The organism is Algoriphagus ornithinivorans, from assembly GCF_900115305.1.
Lineage (GTDB): Bacteria > Bacteroidota > Bacteroidia > Cytophagales > Cyclobacteriaceae > Algoriphagus > Algoriphagus ornithinivorans.
Genome location: NZ_FOVW01000006.1, coordinates 58,860 through 81,323, shown reverse-complemented (window position 1 = coordinate 81,323; position 22,464 = coordinate 58,860). Strand labels below are relative to the sequence as shown.

Genomic DNA, 22,464 nt, shown 5'->3' with positions numbered 1-22,464 from the left:
ACTTAGTTCTTAAAATGACCACCCTAAACCCAAATAAAGGGTTTCTGGAAAGGCCACTCCAGTTCTTAGCATAAATCCTTTTCCGGGTTTTTGCAGTCGGTATCCAATATTAAAGGCTACTGGAAGCATATCTTCTGCATTGTTCAGATTAAAATTCGGACCTGCGCTGACCTCTAAATGGTTGGCGTTTTTTCCTGTCAAAAATCCGTATTGCAAATACAGGTAACTTCCAGAATCCACCCAACCTCCGTAAGTCCCAAGGCCTACCTTCGCAAAGGTCGCTGTGATTCCTTTGTCTAAAGACTGAGTGAGAATTCGCTCATAATTAGACGTTGCGGTGGCTACAATTCCTGCAAAGCCTAAACTGCCTGAAAGTCCATTTTTTCTAAATGCAGGACTTGAATTTTCTTGAGCAAATGCTGTATTGAGGGTCAGTGCCAAGCAAAAAAGCAGGCACACTTTGGATGAAGTTTTCATATCAGGCTGGGTGAGTAATCCTTCTCTAGTAAGGTTGAGGAAGATAGGTATAAATTATTGATTTTCAGTTCATAAAATGGAACTGGATTTTCCTTTTATTGATGTGTCCTGTTTAAATTTTTAAGGTCAAATGAGAAAACCATTAATTTCCCCTATTGCAGGATGAATGGATTATATTAGCATTTTGAAAAAATGAAGAAAAATCAATTGTAAGCCTTATGAATCTAAGCCATACTGTAAAAGCCTTTCATGAATTAAGTGTAACCGAACTTTATGATCTTTTACGCTTGAGAAGTGAGGTGTTTGTGGTAGAACAAAACTGTGTTTTCCTAGACTTGGATAATAAAGATCAAAAATGCTATCACTTGCTTTTATATCAAGAGAATGAATTGGTGGCCTATACTAGGATAGTTCCTGCAGGATTATCCTATCAAGAAGTAGCCATAGGCCGTGTAGTCTCTTCACCTGCACACAGAGGAAAAGGATTGGGAAGAAAGGTGATGGTGCTTTCTATAGAGTATTGCTATCAGCTTTTTGGGCCATGCAATATCAGACTAGGTGCTCAAACCTATGCCTTGGGATTTTATGAGTCTTTAGGATTCAGGGCAGAAGGAGATACCTATGATGAAGATGGGATCGAACATATTGAGATGGTTAGAAAAGCGAAAGTTTGATCCTGTCAATAAAATTGAATTGACATTTGGCTCTTCAAAGATTATTTATCCCCTCGTAAATCGAAAATCTGAATTTCGCGACTATAGTTTTTCCGCAAAGTCCTTGAATACCTCCTTATGACGCTCTAAGTCAATATTGTGAGAAACAGATGCTCTGACAATATAATCCTTATCTCCTTCCTTGGTGGTTCCTTGAGTGGATGTAGCAGGAACAGTCCAATAGCAACCTTTTAATTGTCCATAACTCACGCAAAACTTACTCTCATCAGGGATTTCAGTGATCATTTTATTGATCAGCTTTAAGTTCAAGGCCCTTTTGTATGCTTCTCTTTCTTCCTCTGTATCTCCTTTTGTAGGCAAATCCAGAGAGAAAACAGAAGGAGTAAAGCCTCTTTCAGCTAATTCCTCAGAAACAAAATTGATTTTGGCGCTTGGGAGTTGGTCTTGTATAAAGTTGACAAAGTCTCTAGTATTCACATAGGCATCCTGAATTCGCTGGTTCATGGATGGGAGTTGTCTGGCCAAAATCTCATACTGCTGAGCCGTGGCTTCATTATCACACAGAGCAAGGTGAAGTGCAATTTTATCCATCAAGTTCTCTGCCTTTAAATTGGCCACACAGTAACCAGCGGTACATTCACCGCCGCTTGGGAATTTGGATCCACTGGCGTAAGAAATAGCTGGGATTACTGAGAGCGTTTCTCCCTCAGGCAAGAATTGCACATTGGGGCAAAATGTCTGATCAAGTATAAAAACAGGTTCAATAGCTGTTTCCCCATTTTCGGTCTGACGGCTGGCACTGAGTACTTGCTTTAATCTTTGTAAGTCCGGAACTTCCACTCTTGGGTTGGTAGGTATTTCGGCGATGATGTAGGGAATAGCATCTTTTTGAGCTAATTCACCTAAAATTCTTTCCAAGCTTTGGTTCATGTTATTTCCGGCATCTACCGGTAAATCCACGATTTCTACCTGATCCAAACAAGCGGCAACCCTTCTTGCCTGATCATTGGTGCCTCCATAGCAGTTAGGTGGAACAATAAACTTGATTTCCTTTCCAGGATGCTTTTCCATTGCATCATGGACCAATCCCATCATGATAGCATATTGGATAGATAAGCCGCTGGATGCTACTAAGGGCTTGCTATCTGTGCCTGTAATATTGGCGATGCTTTCCAAAACCGAATCCTTGGTTTTTGGATCTCGGCTAGGGGATTCAGGTGAACTTGAATTACCAGCTAAATATTCCAAAGCGGTAAAGCAATTCGCAGGAGTCATGGCGATTGTCTCTCTTCTTCTCACATGTTGAATTTCAGAAATGTAAGAAGCATTTTTTGCTCCAATAACCTGAATTACACTTCCCAAATCCCCATGAATGCTGACAGCAAAATCAATGGAAAATGAAAGTTTAGGTTGATCAAATGAGTTTGCTGAGGAAACAAAAATCCTACTGCCTTCATAATCTGGAAGAGACTCATTAGAGCTCGCCTTTAAGAGTTCAAACTCATATCCATAAACTTCCCGAATGAGCTCAGCTCCGAAGAAATCTGAAATATCTTCTGAGTAAACGATTTGAGTTTTTTTATGAAGAAAAAGGTTTTTTCTCAGCACGGCTAAAATGGGAGCCGTTTTAGAAGAAAAGCTGATTACCTGATCAAAAGGCAAGTTATTTAATTCAGCAATTGCCCATTCCAAGACACTGGATAGGGGATGCCCTAAACGAATATAATCGTAAGCCGTTGGAAGTTGTTTAAGACCTTCCAAATTGACCTTTCCAGATTCAACAAGGTTTTTGAAATGCTCTAAAAATTGAGTTTTTGCGAGACTTTCTTCATAAATATCCAACCGATGTGTGGTTAAGTTAAGCCAATCGGCAGGCATATTTTTTAAAATTGCTTGTAAGTTTTGTTGGATTTGGGCTCTATTCATTGGGTATTTTCAATTGGGCTGCAATATAGCCTTAAAAGATATTTTTAATCTCTAGAAATCTCCTGTTTCAGATTTAGAGCTTATAACAAGTAAGAATACTAGGAGTTCCAGAATTAGGGGAAAGATATTTTTAAGAGAAGAGAAGATATGCCTTCGGAGAGATAGATTAGAAATACAGTAGAAATAAAATAGAAATACGCCTTCGGCCAAATATTTTGTAACAGATACGCTTCGCAAGATAGACTCTCCTCCGTCGAGCCAGATATGCCTTGAGCGAAATAAACCTTAAATCGTACTTGTATCAAAAGCTCCAAAGGAGCGTAATTTATTAGCCCCGAGTGCAACTCAGGGTAATAATCGGATAATTGCACCCCCAGCGCTGGCGCACAATTTCAATTGTGACATGAAAACCCAATGCCAGCAAGATGAAAACGATTTTTTGTAGGGAGATTTTTGAAATAAAATAGAAACACGCCTTCGGCAACAAAAGGAGTAATTGTGTAATTGGTTAATTGAGTAATCGGAGGCCCAAGCTTTTGGATATTTTTGATGGGTTTATTAGTTCAATCGTTCATAGTTCAATGTTCACCCTGCTCCGTTTGATCCCTAAACCAGAAGCCTGAAGGGCTTAAACTTATTAATAGCCCCGAGTGCAACTCGGGGTATAAATGGTAACGATTTCTCCCCAGCGCTGGCCCGAGAACTACGTTTGAAAACGCTATCTAAATGCCAGCAAGACAGGGAAGAGGCTTGGTATTGTCGGATTGAAAATCCTACGATAGGTGCTCGAGATTACAAATCTCGAGCAGCGAATCTCGACCAGCCGATTCAAAAGCTCCAAAGGAGCGTAATTTCTTAGCCCCGCCTGTGTCGGGCAGGCCTGGGTTCAACCCAGGGTATAAATGATAACGAGATTCATCCCAGCGCTGGCCCAATAGCTCTATTTAGAAACGATAACTCAATGCCAGCAAGATGTCCGAGAATTACAAGTTCCGTCAAAATAAACCTCAGGACTTCATAAATTTCTGATTCTCCACAAATGCCACCAATTGAGCTGAATTTTTCAACCCTAATTTTTGAATCAAATTCCTCCTATGGGTATTGACAGTCAAATCACTTAAAAAAAGCTTCTCGGCAATTTCCGCTGATGTCAAACCCTCCGCTATCAAATAAGCAATCTCCTTCTCCCGTTTACTGAGAATATTCAGTTTAGAATAAGTTTCTGATCCCTGGGTATTTTCCCCTGTAGACTCAGGAAAAGTAGGGATCCCCTCGATAGCATTATTCAAAGCCTGAATCAATGCCTTTTTACTGATCGATTTCGGCAAATATCCTATAGCGCCTTCCATTTTGCATTTATCCACGATGTTGGGATTACTTTCCATAGTAAGTAGGATAATTTTACTGGAAACAGATACTTTTTTCAATTCTCTGATAGAAGCTATACCGTCAGAATCAGGTAAAAAATAATCCAATAAAATAATGTCAGGCTGGATTCTTTTGACCTCCTCCAAACCTTTTTTAAAGGACTGTGCATGCGCGAGTTCTTGAATAAACGACTCTGTACCAATCAAAGAATAAACTCCTTGCGCAAATAGCAAGTGATCGTCTATATGCACAATTTTAATTTCGCTGAAGTTAAGCATGTAGCGGTATGATTATAATATGGCTTGTTCCGCTTGCGCTGGATTCCAATTCCATTTTCCCCTTAAGATAAGCAACTCTTTCTTGAATATTTTTTAGGCCAATTCCCTTTAAACCAAGATCAGGATCAATTCCTTTTCCATCATCTTCTGCAATGAGTTCTAGCTCACCCTCCCTTTCCGAAATACTGATCAGCGCTTTTTTCGCTTCCGAATGCTTAACCATATTTTGAAGTAGCTCATTGATAATTCGATAGAGAATCAATTCCGTGGATTTCCCCAAATCTGTACTTACTTGATAATAGAAATGGATTTTCAGTGGGTATTTTTTCTCCAAGAGCTCAATCTGCACTTTCAATACATTTTCCAAACCATTTTCTTCCAGATAGTGAGGAGTTAGGTTGTGGCTAAGCGAGCGGGCTTCCTGTATGCTTTGCTCTATCATTTGCCTCAATTCATTTAAGGATTGCTTAGAATAATTTTCTTCTATTGTCTCAGTTTTGATATAAAGGCTTGCCAGCATTCCACCTATGCTATCATGAAGATCCCTGCCCAATCGCTTACGCTCATCTTCCTGAACTTGTATCAAATGTTCAGCAGCCTGCTTCTCCCTTTTCAAAATCTCAATGGAGAGCTTTTCTTTTTCCTTTTTGAAAATTGAGGCTCTTCTTGCAAAAGCTGCGGTAATTACTCCCGTTTCACCCATCAACGCGAAAGCACTTCCATAATCCACCAAATAATGGGGCAAACCCATAGGTAATATTTTTTGATTGAGTTGCAGCACAATCCCAAACAGAGCCAAAATAGCTATACCGAGCAGGTAATATCCAGCAAGAGGCACCTTGGCTTTCCATTGGAGAAAAGGATATAATAGAATTAAAATGCTGGTAAGTAAGGAAACAAGCAGCGTGATTTGGAGAAAAAGTGATTTGCTTGAAATACCATCCATTATTCCCAAAGGTAAAAGCAAGGCCAAAGCCATTAAAGCTTGGAAAATTGCAGTAGCCCAAATCCACTTTGCTGTTTTTTTTCCAGTAACAGTGGGAGGGAAGAAGTTGACCACCAAAAGCAAAATCAGCACATTGGTCATCAAATTGAAAAAAGGCCTGGCAATTCCAGTCCAGGTAGTCTGAGTAGGCCAGAGAAATTGAAATGTCAAGCCCCAATGGGTGGCCAACCAAAGAGAAATAGCCAAAACATAGGCCGCATATATTGCTCCACTCCAAGACTTCAGTTCTGCAGCAAAGAAAACTGCGAAAATGAAAATGATACACATCCAGCCCAGGATACCCCCTATGATCAAGGTATCATTGGTCTTTTTTTGATAAAAAGTCTGGAAATCCAGAATCTCAGGCTCTATGTGAAATGTTTCCCCAGATTTATCCATCTGCAAAAGAACTTGAAGCTTGCCATTCGCAGGAATAGTAAATGGGATAATTAAATCCCTGTCAAGGAATGGTCTTTTTTCGAAAGGATATAAGTCCCCCAGATCCATTGATGAGGAATTAGCTCCATTTTCAAAAACCTGGATACGGTTGATATGAGGATTGTTGGAAACAAATAATAATGACTGTAAACTATCCGCATCATTTACTATAGTAAATCCCAGCCACCACTGACTTTTGGTAATACCCTGATTAAACAAACTTTTATTCTGCTTCAAAGTGTCAAACCTTTCCCAAGCCTCTGAAGGAGTGTAATTCTGATCTGGAAAGATTCCAAAGTTCAATTGGTCCTCCTTTTCAGTGCAGGAAAGCAAATTGATCAAAAGAATAGAGCCAAGGATGTAACGGAAGTTCCACCGGTGGTACCAGATGAATACAAAGAAGCTATTCTTTAAACACTTACCCATTTAGAGGATAAACTAGAGTGATTGTGTAGGGTGATGGATGAATTCGGAAGCAAGATAAAAATTGAACTGAATTCAAAACAATCCTTTATAAAAATACCAATTTTTAGGTATAGGAAGGCTTCATATTTAGGCTGAAACTTGTGAAATAAACAGAACGACCGAGGAGGAGTATTTCCAAATTGATCAGGTAAATATGAAATGCCCATGAGGAAAAATCTCAAACAACTTGTCCCGAACTTGTTTCGGGAGGGGAATGATTATCCGGGGCATTCCATCTGACCTCTTAAAAACAAATTATAAACAGATGAAACACGTGCAGAGCGTATTTAGAATAATACTCACATTGATGGTTTTCTGTATGATGCCTAGCTGTGATTTGATTGAGGGTTTGAAAGGTGATAGCCTTGACTCATATTATATCTCCAGCATAGGTTCTTTAAGTACTCCAGAATTATCAGGCACCTTAAAAAATGCTGATAAAACTGATTCTAATTTGAGAATATATGGATTCAACGCCAGTGAATCGAAGGTGAATTTAATATTGGGAAACAATATCATGGTGAATCTCACTTTCTCCATTCCTGCTAAAAAAGGGACTTTTACCATAGTCCCAGATACTTTTAGCAATGATGAAGTAGATATTTATGCAGATGGTTTTTCATTAAAGTTCAAATCAGGCACAGCCACTGTGAGTGAATTTTCCAAAGACATAAAAGATGAAACCAGAGGGAAAATTTCCTTTAGACTTCAAGGAAATGGAGAATTTGGTGGATCTGACCCTAGATTTCCGCCTACTCCAATCAGTTTTGATTTTAGAGTAAGTTTTGATAATAGAGATGATCCTCCTTATGTCCCACCAGTTTCCAGTGATGACTCCGGGGGATCAGGAGGAGGTTCTGGAGGCTCCGGCGGCTCCGGTGGTGGCTCAGGAGGATCTGGTGGTTCTTCAGTGTCTTATTGTACAAGTACCTACCAAGGGCCAACAGGAGCACCTCAGCGAGATGGATTTTGTCAGGCAGCTTGGGTTTACTTATGTAAAAATGGATTAGGTCCTGATTCAAGAGAAGTGAAAGAGTATTGCCGATTGTATGCTCAAATGAATCAGATAACTACGCCTATGCAAAACTGTCCTTACTGCAGATAGATATCAATCGGAGGGGATTTTACATATTAGTTTAGGGGTGATTTTTGGAACTTTTTGATTGATATATTTTTCGAATGACCTTTCGATTTGGCTTGTGTGATCCACAGGCCATTTTTTTTATACAAAACTTAAATTATCCAAGAAGCAAATCCCCCTTTGGAAACGTCAATTCAATTAATGACCAAATTTTAATAAAAGGGGGCAAGGGGGATTTTAATCGAAATACAGTAGAAATAAAAAGAAATAAGCCTTCGGCGAAATACTACTGAACTCTCGATAATCTGATAAAGATATTTTTCAAGATAAAACGAGATACGCCTTCGGCGAGACAAAACCTTTGTTGTAACGAAAATAAAAAGCTCCAAAGGAGCGTAATTTATTAGCCCTGGGTGAAACCCAGGGTTTGGAAGATGTAGTTTCCCTCTTCCCAGCGCTGGCGCACAATTTCAATTGTGACATGAAAACCCAATGCCAGCAAGATGAAAACGATTTTTTGTAGGGAGATTTTAGAAATAAAATAGAAATACGCCTTCGGCGAAATATTTTGTAACAGATACGCTTCGCAAGATAGGCTTTCCTCCGTCGAGCCAGATATGCCTTCGGCGAAATAAACCTTAAATCGTACTTGTATCAAAAGCTCCAAAGGAGCGTAATTTCTTAGCCCCGCCTGGAAGTCGGGGTATAAATGAAAACGAGATTCACTCCAGTGCTGGCCCGTGATCTACATTTGGAAACGATATCTCAGTGCCAGCAAGACAGGGAAGGGGCTTGTTATTGTCGGATAGAAAATCCTACGATAGGTGCTCGAGATTACAAATCTCGAGCAGCCGAATTCTCTACCTAAACCCAATAACCTTCTGATAATCAATAATAAAATATCAATTACCGAATATTTTTTTGTATATTCTAGATGAAACATCTCTTTAAACCCAAAATAAATGCACATGGATAAGCTAGAAAAAATGGATATGATGGATAAAATCCTTCGGGAATTTGAAGATTTAAGAAACTCCCAAACATCCGTATTAAAGAAAATATCCAAGATAGAAGCAGACAATATCAACTTGGGAGTAAAGCTGCTGGAAGAAAAACTAACCGATATTTTCTTTGCGGTAGATACCAACTTAAATCTTGTCTCAGAGCTCGAAGAGCAATTCCAGGAATACCGGGATAAGTTCTACAAAGACAATAATATCGGCGCAATGCAGGCGGAGAGGGAGTAACGGATTAATTTTATGCTAATTTTTTATCGGCTTGGTGTTTGCCTTTAATTTACCTGCATCTTATTTTCAGACTATGAAAGAAAAGCCTTACAAAGGCCGAAGGTTGCTATTCCTAGTTTTTCTGAAGCTAATGGATTTTATACTATAGAAATAGGCTTTTTAAAATGTTCAAATTAGGTCCATAGAAACTAATTCTGAACTAATTCTCAAATAGGAGCTTTGGGAAGCTGGAATCCTTTACATAATTTAAAAGAAGAAGCTATCTGGAATCCTAATATCAGTTTAGAAAAGTATATTCCTGTGATTTCTATAGATTGAGATTTTTTGCATGGCTAAGACAAGGAAAATTGAAAACCCAGCATCAAATCCTACCGCGAATTCCAAATTTTTAGAATAGAGAAGAATTAGAAAATCAAGTTCATCCACCTAGCAAAAGCCTAAATAATAAGTTGATATTGGATATTTAGATGATTAGTTCTAAGTTTATCTTTCCAAAAAATGGTTTACAAATAGTATAAATCTAACCTCGTTTAAAACACTGTAATATTAACAGATGTTCCAAAAATCAATTTTTTTTAAATGTATTTCATAAATAAGGTAATCACGAAATGAACTTTCAATTCCATGAATTTTAATTTTCCCTAAAAATGATTAACAAAAACATCACTGTAATTATCGGGAAAGCCATTAGGGAAGGGAAATTTCTAAACATTACCTATAAAAACAAAGATGGGGAAATTACGCCCTTTTGGATAAGCATTCTTGACATAAACGCAAATGGTGAGCTGTGGGTAAATATGTTTAATGTCACAAAGGATTATCCACTACTTGTAAAAAAAATTTTTTTTTCATCAATCCAGAGTGCTGAAATCCTTAAATTCTCCCATAGTGAATCTTCAAAGGAATTGATCAGAAAACTGGATGAGGATGAAAGTTTACAGGTCTACGAATTTGACCGGTATGACAATAACATTTTGAATTATTATCTGGAATGCTACAAAGCCAATAAAGATCCCTTCCTACACAAATCCCATTTAATTCAAGGAGTGGATTTGTCAGAATTGGAAAAGGAAAACCCTTATCCATTAAAAGATGATCAGCTAAAGCAGATCATTAAGGATATTTATCACAACGATTATCGCAAGCATTATGAATATGAGCTTGCGATCAGCGAATTTTCAATTGATTTACCCTCTAAGGGCAAATTTGTGATTGCCTACAGAAAGCTCACCCTTGATCCTGTAAACAAAAAATTACATCTGGGTAGCAAAACACAATTCAACTCGAATTTTTATATAAAAGATGTAAAGCACTCATTGGCATATTACTCTGATTTAAGTCCTTCGGATTTTGAAGCGGTTTACACAAAGGACCAGTCAGAAGCCATTGAATTGTTGAGAGACAATTTCAAAACCGGCGAAGTGATCAATACCCGGCCGGAACTTGTTGTTTTGGGATATGCTCAGATTGATATTGCTGGAATTTATGACACCATACATGCAGAATTTGAGAGGGATGAAATGGAAGTTCCGTTAAAGGCGTTCTTTCAAAAACTGTCATTGCTGGACAGGAAAAACCGAAAGGAACCACATATGGTATTGTATGATCGGAATATCAATATTGATCAAATTCAAACGATTTATAATGCCTTGAAATACCCCATCACTTATGTGCAGGGACCACCGGGAACGGGTAAAACCCAAACCATATTAAATATTATTGTCAATTGTCTTACCAATGGCAAAACATTGTTGATCTCATCGAACAATAATGTGCCCATTGACGGGATTAAGGATAAATTATCTTTGGGCAAATACCGAAACAAGGGAATAATGCTTCCTGTACTAAGGCTTGGGAACAACGACTACGTCTCACAGGCCATCCAAGTAATCAAGGAAAGGCATGCGTTTGAGACCAAGGATGTGCCTAAGGAAAGGCTGCTTTTTAATCTCAAAGAGGAATCGAAAGAGAGAAACCGAAAATTAGTTGAGAAAATCAAAAATCATGAGATAAGAATTGAGCAGTCGCAAAACCTTGAGTTTGTGTGCAATTTGCTGTCGAAAGCTGGAAATCATCTACTAGAAAAGGAAAAGCTTGCCATTGAAGAAAAACTAAGGCAGATACCAGAGACAAATAATGATGATCTGGATAACCTTTTTGAAGTCATTAAAGACAACCACCAACTTTTGCAGTTTTTCTACTACGAATCTTTGAGGTACGTAAAGCGTCTCAGGACCAAGGAGTATGCTCAGTTGATAGAAATCCTGGAGATTGAGGAATCTGGAAAACAGGTCAGGGAATTCAATAAATAGGTTGCTGATGATGAGAATTTAGAAAAGCTCACCAAAGTATTTCCGATTATACTTACTACCAATCTATCGAGCCGGAAGCTGGGACGAAAAGGTAAGTTTGATTTACTGGTGATAGATGAAGCGGGTCAATGTGATGTTGCCACAGCCTTGATTCCTGTTTCAAAGTGCAAAAACATGGTTCTAATTGGAGACACAAACCAGCTAAAGCCAATCGTCGTTTTTGAAGAGAGTACTGGCCAGCAGCTGATGCATCGATTCAAGGTTGATAAGACCTACGATTACTACAACAATTCTATTTTATCGCTATATAAGAGAATTGATAATATTTCCAGAGATATTCTGCTGAGCTATCATTATCGCTGTGGAAAGAAGATTATCAGCTATTCCAACATGCGGTTTTATGAGAACAAGCTTAACCTTTCGAAAATTAAGTCAAAAGGGGAGCTGAAGCTGATTGATGTGAATAATGTAAATCAGCAGAGTAGAAATGCTACCATTGAAGAAGCTGGAGAGATCGTAAAATACATTGCTGACAATCAGTTAAAAGATGTTTTCATCATCACCCCCTTCCGCAATCAGGAAGCAGTTTTGAATCAATACCTGGGAAGGGCGAAAGCCAATAATGAAATAGATGAATCCGTAAGCTGTGGTACAATTCACAAAATACAAGGCCAGGAGAACAGAACTATTATCATATCCACTTCCCTATCAAGAAACACCTCTGGAAGAACCTACGATTGGATTAAGAACAACAGCCAGTTGATCAATGTGGGGGTCACCAGGGCTCAGGAAAACTTAATTGTGGTTGCCGATAAAAAGGCGATAGATATTCTTTCAAGAAAGGATGATGATCTATATGCTCTGGTTGATTACGTACAAAAAAACGGCACCACACAAATCCCTCAAAGCTCGGCTAATAGGTTTACCATTGGGTTTTCGAATGATTCGAAATTTGAGGACGAATTTTATAAGACAATGTGCCATTATTGCTCAGTCCAAGGAAGCCGGTTGGAGCGAAATGTAAAAGTGCTGGATGTCTTTCCTGAGGAAATCAATAATGATTTTGTCAACAAAAAGGAATTTGATGGTGTCATTTATCAGGGTAGGGTACCAAAAGTTGTCTTTGAAATCAACGGCACGAAACATTACAGAAACAAAAAGCGAATCGAATCGGATAAAATTAAAATCCAACTACTCCGATCCAAAGGAATAGCCAGCATTTCCGTTCCCAATCCCTATGTTAAACATTATGAATTCATACGGGAATTAATGAATAAAATCAAAGGAGGCGTTTATCAAAAATCTTTGTTTGATGAATACGATTCCTTTGTTGGTAACAAAAAAGATATTTAAAAAAAACAAATACTTAGGGAATATTTATTTTCTCAAAATCAATTGATTTGAAAATTAGTCATTTATAAAGTACTTAATTGGTTCTTCTTTTTAAAGTGAGGAAACTTGTTTTATTTTAAATAAAAAACTCATGGCAAAATTTTTAACAGGGGAGGAATTAAGTAACCTCATTTATGATATAATTTGGAATGCAAAATCAAAACTTTTAATTGTATCACCTTATATCAAACTCGATGATTACTTCAAAGAATTATTTTTAAAACATAAGGCTAAACCTGAGCTCAACATTTTATTGATCTTTGGAAAAAATGAAAAAAGTGTTTCTAAAAGCCTAAATATTGCAGATTTTGAATTCTTTAAGGAGTTTCCGAATGTTAGTATTGTTTATGCTCCTAATCTTCATGCAAAGTATTATGCTAATGAATATCATGGAGTTATAACTTCAATTAATCTATACGATTATTCATTTAAGAATAATATAGAGTTTGGAGTCTTTGCTGAACAAAGTATTTTTGAAAAGATTTCAAAAACCTCAAATGTTGATGATGCTGCTTGGCAAACTTGTATAGAAATAGCAGAGAAAAATGAAGTTGTTTTTATTAAAAGACCGATTTTTGAGAATAAAAAAGGTTTGCTCTCTAAAAGTAAGAATTATATGGGGTCCAAAGTTTTGTTCGATTCTACTGACAAATTTTATAAATCATTAACAATTGATAAAACTAATCCAAAATCAGTCTTTGATTACCCAGATGAACTTAGTAGTGAACAAATTGATGGTGTAAGACCAGAACGAATTTCTGAGGAAAAAGATGTTATGAGCACCGGGAAAGTTATCGAGGGATTTTGCATAAGGTCAGGTCAAAAAATTCCATTTAATCCAGAAAGGCGATTTTCATATACTGCATATCAGAGTTGGTCTAAATATGAAAACCCTAATTTTGAGGAGAAGTTTTGCCATTTTTCGGGTGAACCATCTTTTGGTAAAACTTCAATGGCAAAACCAATTTTAAATAAAAATTGGATTCATGCTAAAAAAATAATTGAAGAATTAGGTCTTAATTAATTCCAAACTATCTTTTCAAATATGAGAGTTTACTTTAACAAATTCAGCAATGCTCGCAGTAAATGGAAGTGCAGAAGCATTTCCTTTTTTGTATTTATCCAATTTTTTAAATGCCCATCTTTTACCGATAAATTCAGGATCTGTGATGGGTTTGAGGTTAATAACTAAATAAAAATCATTTGAAGGAGATGGATAATCCAATTTTTCTAAATCAGATTTAGAAAAAACTTTAGGCCCTTTGCTAACGATTTTCCATAAGTGACTTGAATCTTTATCGCCTTTTGTATGGAGAAGTAAATATTTAGCGCTTACTGTTTCCAAATCGAGATTTAAAGAACCGTTTCCGGCGCCTGTTCTAAAATTGTACTTCTTCTTTTTCTTGATCCAATCTAAATGCTCTTCAGATTTATAATATCCAATTAGCACATAAGTTTCATCTGGAATCAAGTGTCTATTTTCTCCAAATGCCTCTGGAAGTAAATCGTCTACTCGGTCTTCTTTTGATGGTGGATTTTGATAAACTTTGAATGATTTAAAAGCGATTTTTTCCCGCTGCGATGCGCGGTTAATAAAATGATAAATAACCTGTTTGATAAAGGTTTCCAGTTCTCTAGTACCATCATCCATTTTGGACGGACGAACAGGAAAAGCTCCCAGTCCTGGGATAATCTCATGAAAGCCCTTTCTTTCAATCGGAACATTTCCCGGGTACAAAACATAGGCTCCACCCGTTCTGCGGATTGCATCTTTATACGCATGCATTTTCAGGAGATCAGCATTTTTATAGATGCCTTTTCTGTTAGCGGTTTTTTCCTCTTCCAATTCATCTTCCTGATCTGTAATTTGAAATATGTTGTCCGCTTTATACTTGGCATCAAAGTGAATGTGAACAATTAATTCTTCCTTCTCTGCCTGAATCTCACTAATTCCAAATGGCCAAACGGAAAGGGTATAATCGGGCCGAAGGGTAGTGGTCCAGCTTCCTGATTTTGGGTAATCATTTTTTCCTTGAAATGACCGATTGTAGTTGAACTGAACATGAAACTTCCGGTTTCCTGAATTGAAGATCCCTTTTAAAGCAGTGAATTTTCCTTGTTTCAGATTGATATTCAAGCCTTCATCTTTGACAGTTATCAATTCCTCCAATTGCTTGGGTTCGATTTCAAAAAGATGCTGAAGGATTTCAAGCATTTTAAAGAAAAGCCAATATTCATAAAGTGTTGCAATATCCTTTTTACCTCCTTCATACACATCTTCTCCACCTTTCCAGATCAGTTTGGCAGCTAGATCAAACATCAGCCATACCCGTAAAACTTCCCTATAACCCTCTTTTCTCTGAAAAACCGGACTATTTAATTTCAACAAATGGGGGGCAGAAATCTCGCTGAAAACGGTATGATGAAGATGGTTTTCCAATTCGGCTACCAACCGTTCCGATTCTATGGCCAATTGACTTTGTGATTTAAGTTTCCGTGCCTTGACATGGATTTCCACACAAAACTTTAAAAAAGTTTCCAAGGCGTACTTGATAAATCGATTCTCCGGAGTATCCAGTGAATCCACTTTTCTGGAAGAAAGTATTTTGGCAGGAATAGAATCCAATCCATAGCCACAGAGTGGGTGGGTATCAGGAATTTTATTTCGGTTTTTGCCTTTGATAATTTCGGCAACTGTACTTCGGGAAAAGCGACGCACATTCCTTACCTCCTTTAGTTCTGTTTCTTCTTTCCATTTGGTATTAGGAAACGAAACAATCCGGTGCACTGCCTCATGAAATTCCGAAGTGCCGATGATGGACTTTAAAAAGATAAAGCGCTGATAAAGTACCTTTTCCGATATGCCCTGATCAAAATTAGGTTCAAAATTTTGGTAAACCGGAGAGTTGATTTGAAGGAGGAGATCTGTAGATTTTTCGGTTATGAATTCCAACATGTCACGGTAATCATTCCTATAGTCTGTTTTTTTGGATCGCACCTCAAGTGGAATTTTCTTGATTGGATTTTCAATTCCTTTTTTGTTGAGGTTAAGAAAAAGAGTCCCCACATAAATATTAGGTGCTATAATACCAGAATATGGGCGCTTTTGAGAGGATTGAACAATACTTTCATTTTCAGCATCTAATGAATATTCAGGATTATTTATGTCATATTCATAAAAACAACCTTCCACTAATTGATATCTGGCTTCGTTGTTTTCTAGGCTTTCCTGGTATTCATCAAAAAGAAACTCCTCTCTATTTTTATTAAGGATTTCTAAGACTAAGCCATCTTCTACCTCAGATAGATCGATCGATATGGATGAAACAGCTGGCATAGGTTAAGCTTCGGCAAAGCTTGCAAATCCGTTTTCAATGGCTGCCTTGTGCATCCGTGATAGCTTTTCATACGATATAGGATATTTGATTTGATCCAATTGCGCTTCGAAAACCTTATTCTCAACAGATGCATTTTCGTTCTCTGGCTTGAAAGAATCCTTAAGGCAAAGATTGGCAAGGGATGTCAATACAGGAACAAGTTTTCGCCTAGATCCATGCAGTTTTGGAAGTAGCTTTTGAATAATAGTAATATCTAGTTTTTCTTCTTGGCTTAATCCAGAATCAATCTTGCCTAATCGGTCAATTAATTTGAGGATTTCCGTGGCTGATCGATAGCCAAACTCAGCACCTACTTTTTTCAGTTCGGCAAAGAATTTGCCTAACTCCGCTTTGACTTCCTCCATTTCTTCATTTGGAATAGATTTATCCAAAGCCATTTCCAAAAAGCTTTTTGCCATTCCGGCACCTTTGGACTCCAGATTTTCCATGTTGATTTCCCTTATTTGATTTAAGAAGGAGGACATTTCATCGGGTGTAATCCGGAATTCAACGGTATTGGCCCGATCCAGAACCTTGGGGCTGAACATATGGGTGGTCTCATCGATATTGACTGTGCCGATGATAAATAGGTTTTTTGGAATTTTGATTTTGGATGGAATTCCGCTGATGGATTCCGTTCCGCTGTGTAGGAAAATTTCCTCGCCGGATTCCATAGCACTAAGGAAATCAGCAAAATAACGCTCCACATGACTCAGATTCATCTCATCCAAAATCAAAAAAAAGGGGAGATAGGGATTCTCGTTAGCCTCAATCAATAAATCTAAAGCTCCGTTTTCAGGTTTGACATACTCTTTTGGATTCAAAGCATTTGGATACCCCAAAAGAGGTTCTCGATTGGTCCAGTCAGCACCGACAGGGATAATTCTATATTGATTAGAATCTGACGAAATCCACTTTACAAAAGATTGGGCAAGTTTGGTTTTTCCTGATCCTGAGAGACCGGTTAGTATTAAAAATTGTTTTGAAATGAGAGAAGTAGCAAATCTTTTAATTAAAAGAGGGTTAAAAATTAAATTAACTTCACCAGAATTTTCAATGAAATTTTCAATTTCAAATTTATCATTCGAAAAAGGTTGGATTTTGGAGGTCAGCTCTAAATACCTCTCAATAATTTGATTTAAATCAGAATCAATTGCTTCTCTACTTGGTAAATTGGTTGTATCGTATACCCTAAAAACAAATGAGTCACCGTATCTGTATGGTGGATTTAGACTTTCTTCTTCGAAGAATTTTGATATCCTTTTAGCGTCTTCCAAATTCCAATCCTTTTTTGGGGGGGTTGTTTCACTAATTCCATGTGCAAGAATTAGCAAGTCTTCATCCTTGTAATATAGGTAAACAGGATAAATTCCGTCAGCAGTGGTGTAAGGATCAGCCAGAAATGAAATCCATGGGATGTTTGCCGGATACCCTTGACCAAAACTTACCTTAACCTTTAAATTAGCATAGCTTTTCAAATAGCCTTTAGTTTTTAGGTCGGTTGTTTTTGCCTGGTCTAAAAATTTTATCAACTCATCATAATAACTCATGTGATTTTCTAAATCTTGGTTAGATTTTTTAGGGATGATCTCAAAATCATTTTCTCGAAGAATTTTAAATGGTATACTAACATTGTTTCCAAAGTCCTCTAAAGTCAAATCTTTTCCTCCCTTTAGTTGATTTGCAACCGAAAGAACTAAAATTGGAGGGTAGTTTTTTCCTTCATAAATCAAATCATATGTTGATGATTGCCTTCCTTTTTTTTGACTTGGGTCTTCATCTATTTTTTTGATAGCCTCAACAAGCTCATCTCTTGAAAAAAATAGTTCCATATAAATTTTATAAAAGTTCCTAAAAATTAAATCTGTAATACTTTTTTGGATTAAGCCAACTCCCTCAAATCTACCGGCACAACTCTACTAACTCCTGCTTCTATCATGGTAATACCGTAGATAATATCCGTGCTGGCCATGGTGCGCTTGTTGTGGGTGACGATGATAAATTGGGACTCTCCGCTGAACTGCTGGATAATCTGGTTGAACTTGTCAATATTGGCATCGTCCAAAGGTGCATCCACCTCATCAAAAATACAGAATGGCGCTGGCTTGAGCAGATAGATAGAGAAGAGTAGGGAAGTGGCTGTCAAGGTCTTTTCTCCCCCAGATAGCTGATTGATAGTCAATGGTCGCTTGCCCTTAGGCTTGGCCATAATCTCTATGCTGGACTCCAAGGGATTGTCCGGATCGGTCAGCTTTAAGTCGCAATCATCCTGCTCTGTAAAGAGGGAACGAAAGACCTTGATAAAGTTCTCCTTGATCTTATCAAATGCCTCCAAAAAGGTCTCCTTGGCCACATCATCGATTTCTTGAATAGTGGTCAATAAGGATTCCTTGGCCTTCACCAAGTCATCTTTTTGAGTAATGATAAAGTCGTGACGCTCCTTGATCTCATCGTAGGCCTCCATAGCCATAGGGTTGATAGGGCCGATTTTCTCCAGCTTCTCTTTATGCTTCTGAACCAAGCTTCTCAAGTCCTCTTCCGAGAAGTCTGCAAATTCTTCATCCAGCTCAGGATTTTCCTCCATCAGTTGATCCAGATCCAACTCAAATTCCACGCTCAGACGCTCTTTCATGGAGGTCATTTTCAGCTTGATCTCATTGATGCTATTCTGTAATTCATGCAACAATTGATCATGACTTTCCTTGGCTTTCTGTAGACTGCGGATTTTCTGATCTGTTTCATCAATCAAGCCCCGACTGCCATAGTAATCCTTTTCAGCTTCGGTAACCCCAGCTTCAATCCCTTCTTTTTCCGAATACAATTCAATCAATTCATCATCCTTGATCTCATTGTTTTCTAATAATCCTTTGATTTCTGAATCCAGAGAGGCCAATTCAGCTTGGGACTTTTCTATACGCTCCTTGGAACTCTCATAAGCATTCTGCTTAAACTCGATCTCCTGCTCCAGGCTATTCACGCGGTTCAGTTGCTGATGATAGAGGATATTTTCCTGGTTGAAAGCCTGAGATTTTTCGGAAAGCAAAGCAGATTCTTTCTCCAAGTCCTCAGTCAGCATTTCCAGATCCTGAGCCGCAGATTCATATTCACCTCGCTGTTCCAATAAATCCGGTTGAATGGTGGAGAGACTTTCTTCCAGCTCCGCAATTCTATCTAGGATATCCTCTCGCTTGTTGGCATTGGAAGAAAGTAATTCTGCCAGTTGCTCTTTTTTGGTTCGAACCGAGACATAAGACTGGTTGATCTCATTGATGGCTGCTTGCTTTTCCTCCAACTGCTTTTTGTAGGAAATCTCCTTCAGCTTCATCAGGTCAGAAAGCTTTTGATCCAGATTAGATCGGGTAGCAGAAACTTTCTTATTGAGTTCTTTGATCTCCTTGTCTAGTTTTTCTAGGTTCTTGGCCCTACCGATTCTTTTTCCTTCAAAAAGGCCTACAGAACCGCCAGAAAGGGAGAATTTGCGTTTAGTGTATTTGCCACTTTCGGAGATAAACACAGCCTCGGTGTCCTGAGGAAAATCCTTGTAATCTCCCTGCACGATGTAGACATTGTCCAGAATGAAGTTGATCAAACGGCTGTATTTGACATCAAATTCTATGATTTCGGTGGCCGCGATGGCATTGGCGAACAACTTGCTTTGGCTAGATTTGAAGCGCTCAAAATGCTCCAAAACAAAGAAATTGGCTTTTCCACGAGAGGAGTCAGAAAGCAATTGGATCGCTGCAATTGCCTGTGCTTCGGTGTCCACCACATAGTAGTTCATGTATCCCTCTAGGTAATTCTCTATGGTAACCCGGTATTTTTCATCCGTAGTCAAGAGATCGGAGAGGAGGGGTATATCTTTTCCCCAAGAACTGTTCTTTTTAAGAAATTTGATGGCCTCCGGAAAACCTTCCAGATTCTCTACCAAGGATTTGGTGAGGTTATATTCGTTTTGCTTGGAGTCTAATTTTCTTGATGAGGTGGTCAATTCCTCGCGTATCATTTCAATGACCCGATTGGATTCCTCGATCTTCTGGTCCAGGTCTTCCTGCTTGTTTTTCAAGCCGGTGAATTCCGCTGTTGCCTGATCCAGCTCCTCTTTCAAGTCTACTATTTTGGCCTCAAAATCCACCAAAGAAGCTTCTTGATGGGAATCATCTGAGGAAGTTCTCTCAAGTTCCTGCTTTAAAGTAGATAATTGAATTTGCTTGATTTCAAGGTCTTTGCTGAGTTGATAAACCCTTTCCTTCAATCCTTCAAATGCCTGCTGCTGAGATTTCTGTTGCAACTGTTTTTCAGCCTGAATCTCCTTTTGGGATTCGTAAGCAGCTCTAAGTTCAGAGACAACTGCTTCCTTTTCGGCCAGCATTTTTCCCGCCGATTCCATTTCCTGCTGAAGGGATCGGATGGAGAATCCTGCTCTATCATTAGATTTTCTATCAGCGTCTATTTGCTCCCGCAATTTTTGGGATCTGTCTTCCAAAAAGCGTAGACGCTCATTTTTGATTTTCTTTTCCGACTCAAAAGAGCGAATCTTATTGACATGCTCATTGAGTGTCTTTTGGCGGGAAGCCAAGAGTTTTTCCTTAGAAATCAAATCTGCTTTCAACTGGCTTAACATAGCCTCCTGGTCTGCGATTTGTGTTTGAAAGGAAAGTTTGCGGTCAGATTCCGCTTGGATTTTCTGATTCGTTTCAATCAAAGACTTAGAGTACTTTTCTATACTCTTTTTAGCCAGATTGATGGAAGCAGACTTGTATTCAGCTTTAATTTCAAAGTATTTAGCTGCCTGTTTTGCCTGCTTTTCTAAGGATTTGAGGTTTTTCTCAATCTCATAGAGCAAATCTTCAACTCTTGCGAGGTCAGCATCTGTGTCTTCTAGTTTGCGAAGGGTTTCTTTCTTTCGGGTTTTGAACTTGGAGATTCCGGCAGCTTCTTCGAAAAGTTCGCGTCGAGAGTTGTTCTTATCATTGAGCAACTCATCAATCATTTTCAGCTCGATGATGGCATAGGAATTCGAGTTGATTCCCGTGTCCATGAAGAGATTGGTGATGTCTTTCAATCGACAGGTCACCCCATTGATCTGATATTCACTTTCCCCTGAGCGATAATAGCGACGGGTGATGGTGACATGAGTATACTCAGTGGGGAGGAGGTTTTTGGTGTTTTCAAAAGTGAGAGACACTTCAGCTAAGTTGGAAGGCTTTCGGTTTTTGGTCCCGTTGAAAATCACATTTTCCATCTTATCCGAGCGGAGCATTCGGGTTTTTTGTTCACCCAATACCCAGCGGATGGCATCGACTACATTAGATTTTCCGCAACCATTAGGCCCTACGACACCGGTAATACCTTTGTCAAAATTGATGACCATTCGGTCGCCAAAACTCTTAAAGCCCTTGATCTCCAGTTTACTAAGTAGCATGTGATTTTATCCTCTTTCTAAAAGCAAGTAAAATAGTATCATTTGAAGGAATTGGCAAAAATTAAAAGACTTTAGAGGAAATAAATGGTGTAAGAAATACATTGGAAATACTCCTTCGGCGAGATAGAATAGAAATACAGTGGAAATAAAATGAAATACGCCTTCGGCGAAATAATATTCAACAGATATGCCTTCGGCAAGATACGGGTCAAATCCCCCTTTGGAAGTGTAAACTTAGTTTAGGATGACTTCCTTCAGCAAAGGGGGCTGGGGGGATTTTAGAGAAATACAGTAGAGTTAAAATAGAAATATGCCTTCGGAGAAATAATATTCAACAGATATGCTTCGCAAGATAGGCTCTCCTCCGTCGAGCCAGATATGCCTTCGGCAAGATACGGGTCAAATCCCCCTTTGGAAGTGTAAACTTAGTTTAGGATGACTTCCTTCAGCAAAGGGGGCTGGGGGGATTTTAGAGAAATACAGTAGAAATAAAATGAAATACGCCTACGGCGAAATAATATTCAACAGATATGCTTCGCAAGATAGGCTCTCCTCCGTCGAGCCAGATATGCCTTCGGCGAGATATACCATAAATAGAACCTATATCAAAAGCTCTGAAGGAGCGTAATTTATTAGCCCCGCCTGAGTCGGGCAGGCCCGAGTGCAACTCGGGGTAATAATCGGATAATTGCATCCCCAGCGCTGGCGCACAATTTCAATTGTGACATAAAAACCAAATGCCAGCAAGATGAAAACGATTTTTTTGTAGGGAGATTTTCGAGATAAAATAGAAATATGCCTGCGGCGAAATAATTTTCGACAGATATGCTTCGCAAGATAGTCTCTCCTCCGTCGAGCCAGATATGCCTTCGGCAAGATAAACCATAAATAGAACCTATATCAAAAGCTGCAAAGGAGCGCAATTTATTAGCCCCGCCTAAGTGTCAGGCAGGCCCTAGTGTAACTCGGGGTATAAATGGAAACGAGAATCACCACTGCGCTGGCTCGAGATCTCGCTGAGA

14 protein-coding genes and 1 pseudogene are annotated in these 22,464 nt (G+C 38.5%); 7 read left to right on the top strand and 8 right to left on the bottom strand.

The genetic code is table 11. From position 1 onward, the window contains the following. Positions 1 to 9: 9 nt before the first annotated feature. On the bottom strand, positions 10 to 477 hold the full coding sequence (locus tag BM073_RS10330; protein ID WP_139217480.1) for a hypothetical protein: 468 nt from the start codon (positions 475 to 477) through the stop codon (positions 10 to 12). Positions 478 to 695: 218 nt separating this feature from the next. Between BM073_RS10330 and BM073_RS10325 the strand changes: the two genes are divergently transcribed. Continuing rightward, positions 696 to 1,151, top strand: a complete 456-nt coding sequence (locus BM073_RS10325; protein ID WP_091653876.1) for a GNAT family N-acetyltransferase — start codon at positions 696 to 698, stop codon at positions 1,149 to 1,151. Positions 1,152 to 1,232: 81 nt separating this feature from the next. On the opposite strand, the gene BM073_RS10320 is transcribed toward BM073_RS10325, so the two are convergent. The 3 genes from BM073_RS10320 to BM073_RS10310 form a co-directional block, all read right to left on the bottom strand. Continuing rightward, on the bottom strand, positions 1,233 to 3,077 hold the full coding sequence (locus BM073_RS10320) for a PLP-dependent transferase (protein ID WP_091653874.1): 1,845 nt from the start codon (positions 3,075 to 3,077) through the stop codon (positions 1,233 to 1,235). A 1,007-nt stretch (positions 3,078 to 4,084) separates the two neighbouring features. After that, the gene (locus BM073_RS10315) at positions 4,085 to 4,723 is read right to left on the bottom strand and encodes a response regulator (protein ID WP_091653872.1); all 639 of its coding nucleotides are present in this window, start codon (positions 4,721 to 4,723) and stop codon (positions 4,085 to 4,087) included. Next, on the bottom strand, positions 4,716 to 6,572 hold the full coding sequence (locus tag BM073_RS10310) for a sensor histidine kinase (RefSeq protein ID WP_091653870.1): 1,857 nt from the start codon (positions 6,570 to 6,572) through the stop codon (positions 4,716 to 4,718). The genes BM073_RS10315 and BM073_RS10310 overlap by 8 nt, the downstream gene beginning before the upstream one ends. Before the next feature lie 304 nt (positions 6,573 to 6,876). Here BM073_RS10310 and BM073_RS10305 point away from each other — a divergent pair, with 304 nt between their 5' ends. After that, positions 6,877 to 7,716, top strand: a complete 840-nt coding sequence (locus BM073_RS10305; protein WP_139217479.1) for a hypothetical protein — start codon at positions 6,877 to 6,879, stop codon at positions 7,714 to 7,716. 379 nt (positions 7,717 to 8,095) lie between these two features. On the opposite strand, the gene BM073_RS17960 is transcribed toward BM073_RS10305, so the two are convergent. Then, the gene (locus tag BM073_RS17960) at positions 8,096 to 8,359 is read right to left on the bottom strand and encodes a hypothetical protein (RefSeq protein WP_139217478.1); all 264 of its coding nucleotides are present in this window, start codon (positions 8,357 to 8,359) and stop codon (positions 8,096 to 8,098) included. Between the two features lie 301 nt (positions 8,360 to 8,660). On the opposite strand from BM073_RS17960, the gene BM073_RS10295 reads away from it, so the two are divergent. The 5 genes and pseudogenes from BM073_RS10295 (at position 8,661) to BM073_RS10285 (ending at position 13,667) form a co-directional block, all read left to right on the top strand. Next, positions 8,661 to 8,939, top strand: a complete 279-nt coding sequence (locus tag BM073_RS10295) for a hypothetical protein (RefSeq protein WP_091653865.1) — start codon at positions 8,661 to 8,663, stop codon at positions 8,937 to 8,939. Between the two features lie 647 nt (positions 8,940 to 9,586). Beyond that, positions 9,587 to 11,251 (top strand): AAA domain-containing protein, encoded by a 1,665-nt coding sequence (locus BM073_RS18185; RefSeq protein ID WP_217643103.1) that lies wholly within the window; start codon positions 9,587 to 9,589, stop codon positions 11,249 to 11,251. A gap of 39 nt (positions 11,252 to 11,290) precedes the next feature. Further along, positions 11,291 to 11,458 (top strand): annotated as a pseudogene (locus tag BM073_RS18325) (AAA domain-containing protein); the annotation flags it as partial. 39 nt (positions 11,459 to 11,497) lie between these two features. Beyond that, the gene (locus BM073_RS18180) at positions 11,498 to 12,604 is read left to right on the top strand and encodes a DEAD/DEAH box helicase (protein ID WP_407639973.1); all 1,107 of its coding nucleotides are present in this window, start codon (positions 11,498 to 11,500) and stop codon (positions 12,602 to 12,604) included. 130 nt (positions 12,605 to 12,734) lie between these two features. Continuing rightward, positions 12,735 to 13,667, top strand: coding sequence for a phospholipase D family protein (locus tag BM073_RS10285; protein WP_091653864.1), 933 nt, complete (start codon positions 12,735 to 12,737; stop codon positions 13,665 to 13,667). 15 nt (positions 13,668 to 13,682) lie between these two features. Here the strand turns inward: BM073_RS10285 and BM073_RS10280 are convergent, their stop codons facing one another. The 3 genes from BM073_RS10280 to smc are packed head-to-tail and all read right to left on the bottom strand — an operon-like array spanning position 13,683 to position 21,442. Then, positions 13,683 to 15,980, bottom strand: a complete 2,298-nt coding sequence (locus tag BM073_RS10280; protein WP_091653862.1) for a DUF2357 domain-containing protein — start codon at positions 15,978 to 15,980, stop codon at positions 13,683 to 13,685. Between the two features lie 3 nt (positions 15,981 to 15,983). Next, positions 15,984 to 17,852 carry an McrB family protein gene (locus tag BM073_RS10275; protein ID WP_091653861.1) on the bottom strand — a complete coding sequence of 623 codons (1,869 nt, stop codon included), beginning with the start codon at positions 17,850 to 17,852 and terminating at the stop codon, positions 15,984 to 15,986. 50 nt (positions 17,853 to 17,902) lie between these two features. Continuing rightward, positions 17,903 to 21,442, bottom strand: coding sequence for a chromosome segregation protein SMC (smc, locus tag BM073_RS10270; RefSeq protein ID WP_091653859.1), 3,540 nt, complete (start codon positions 21,440 to 21,442; stop codon positions 17,903 to 17,905). Positions 21,443 to 22,464 lie beyond the last annotated feature (1,022 nt).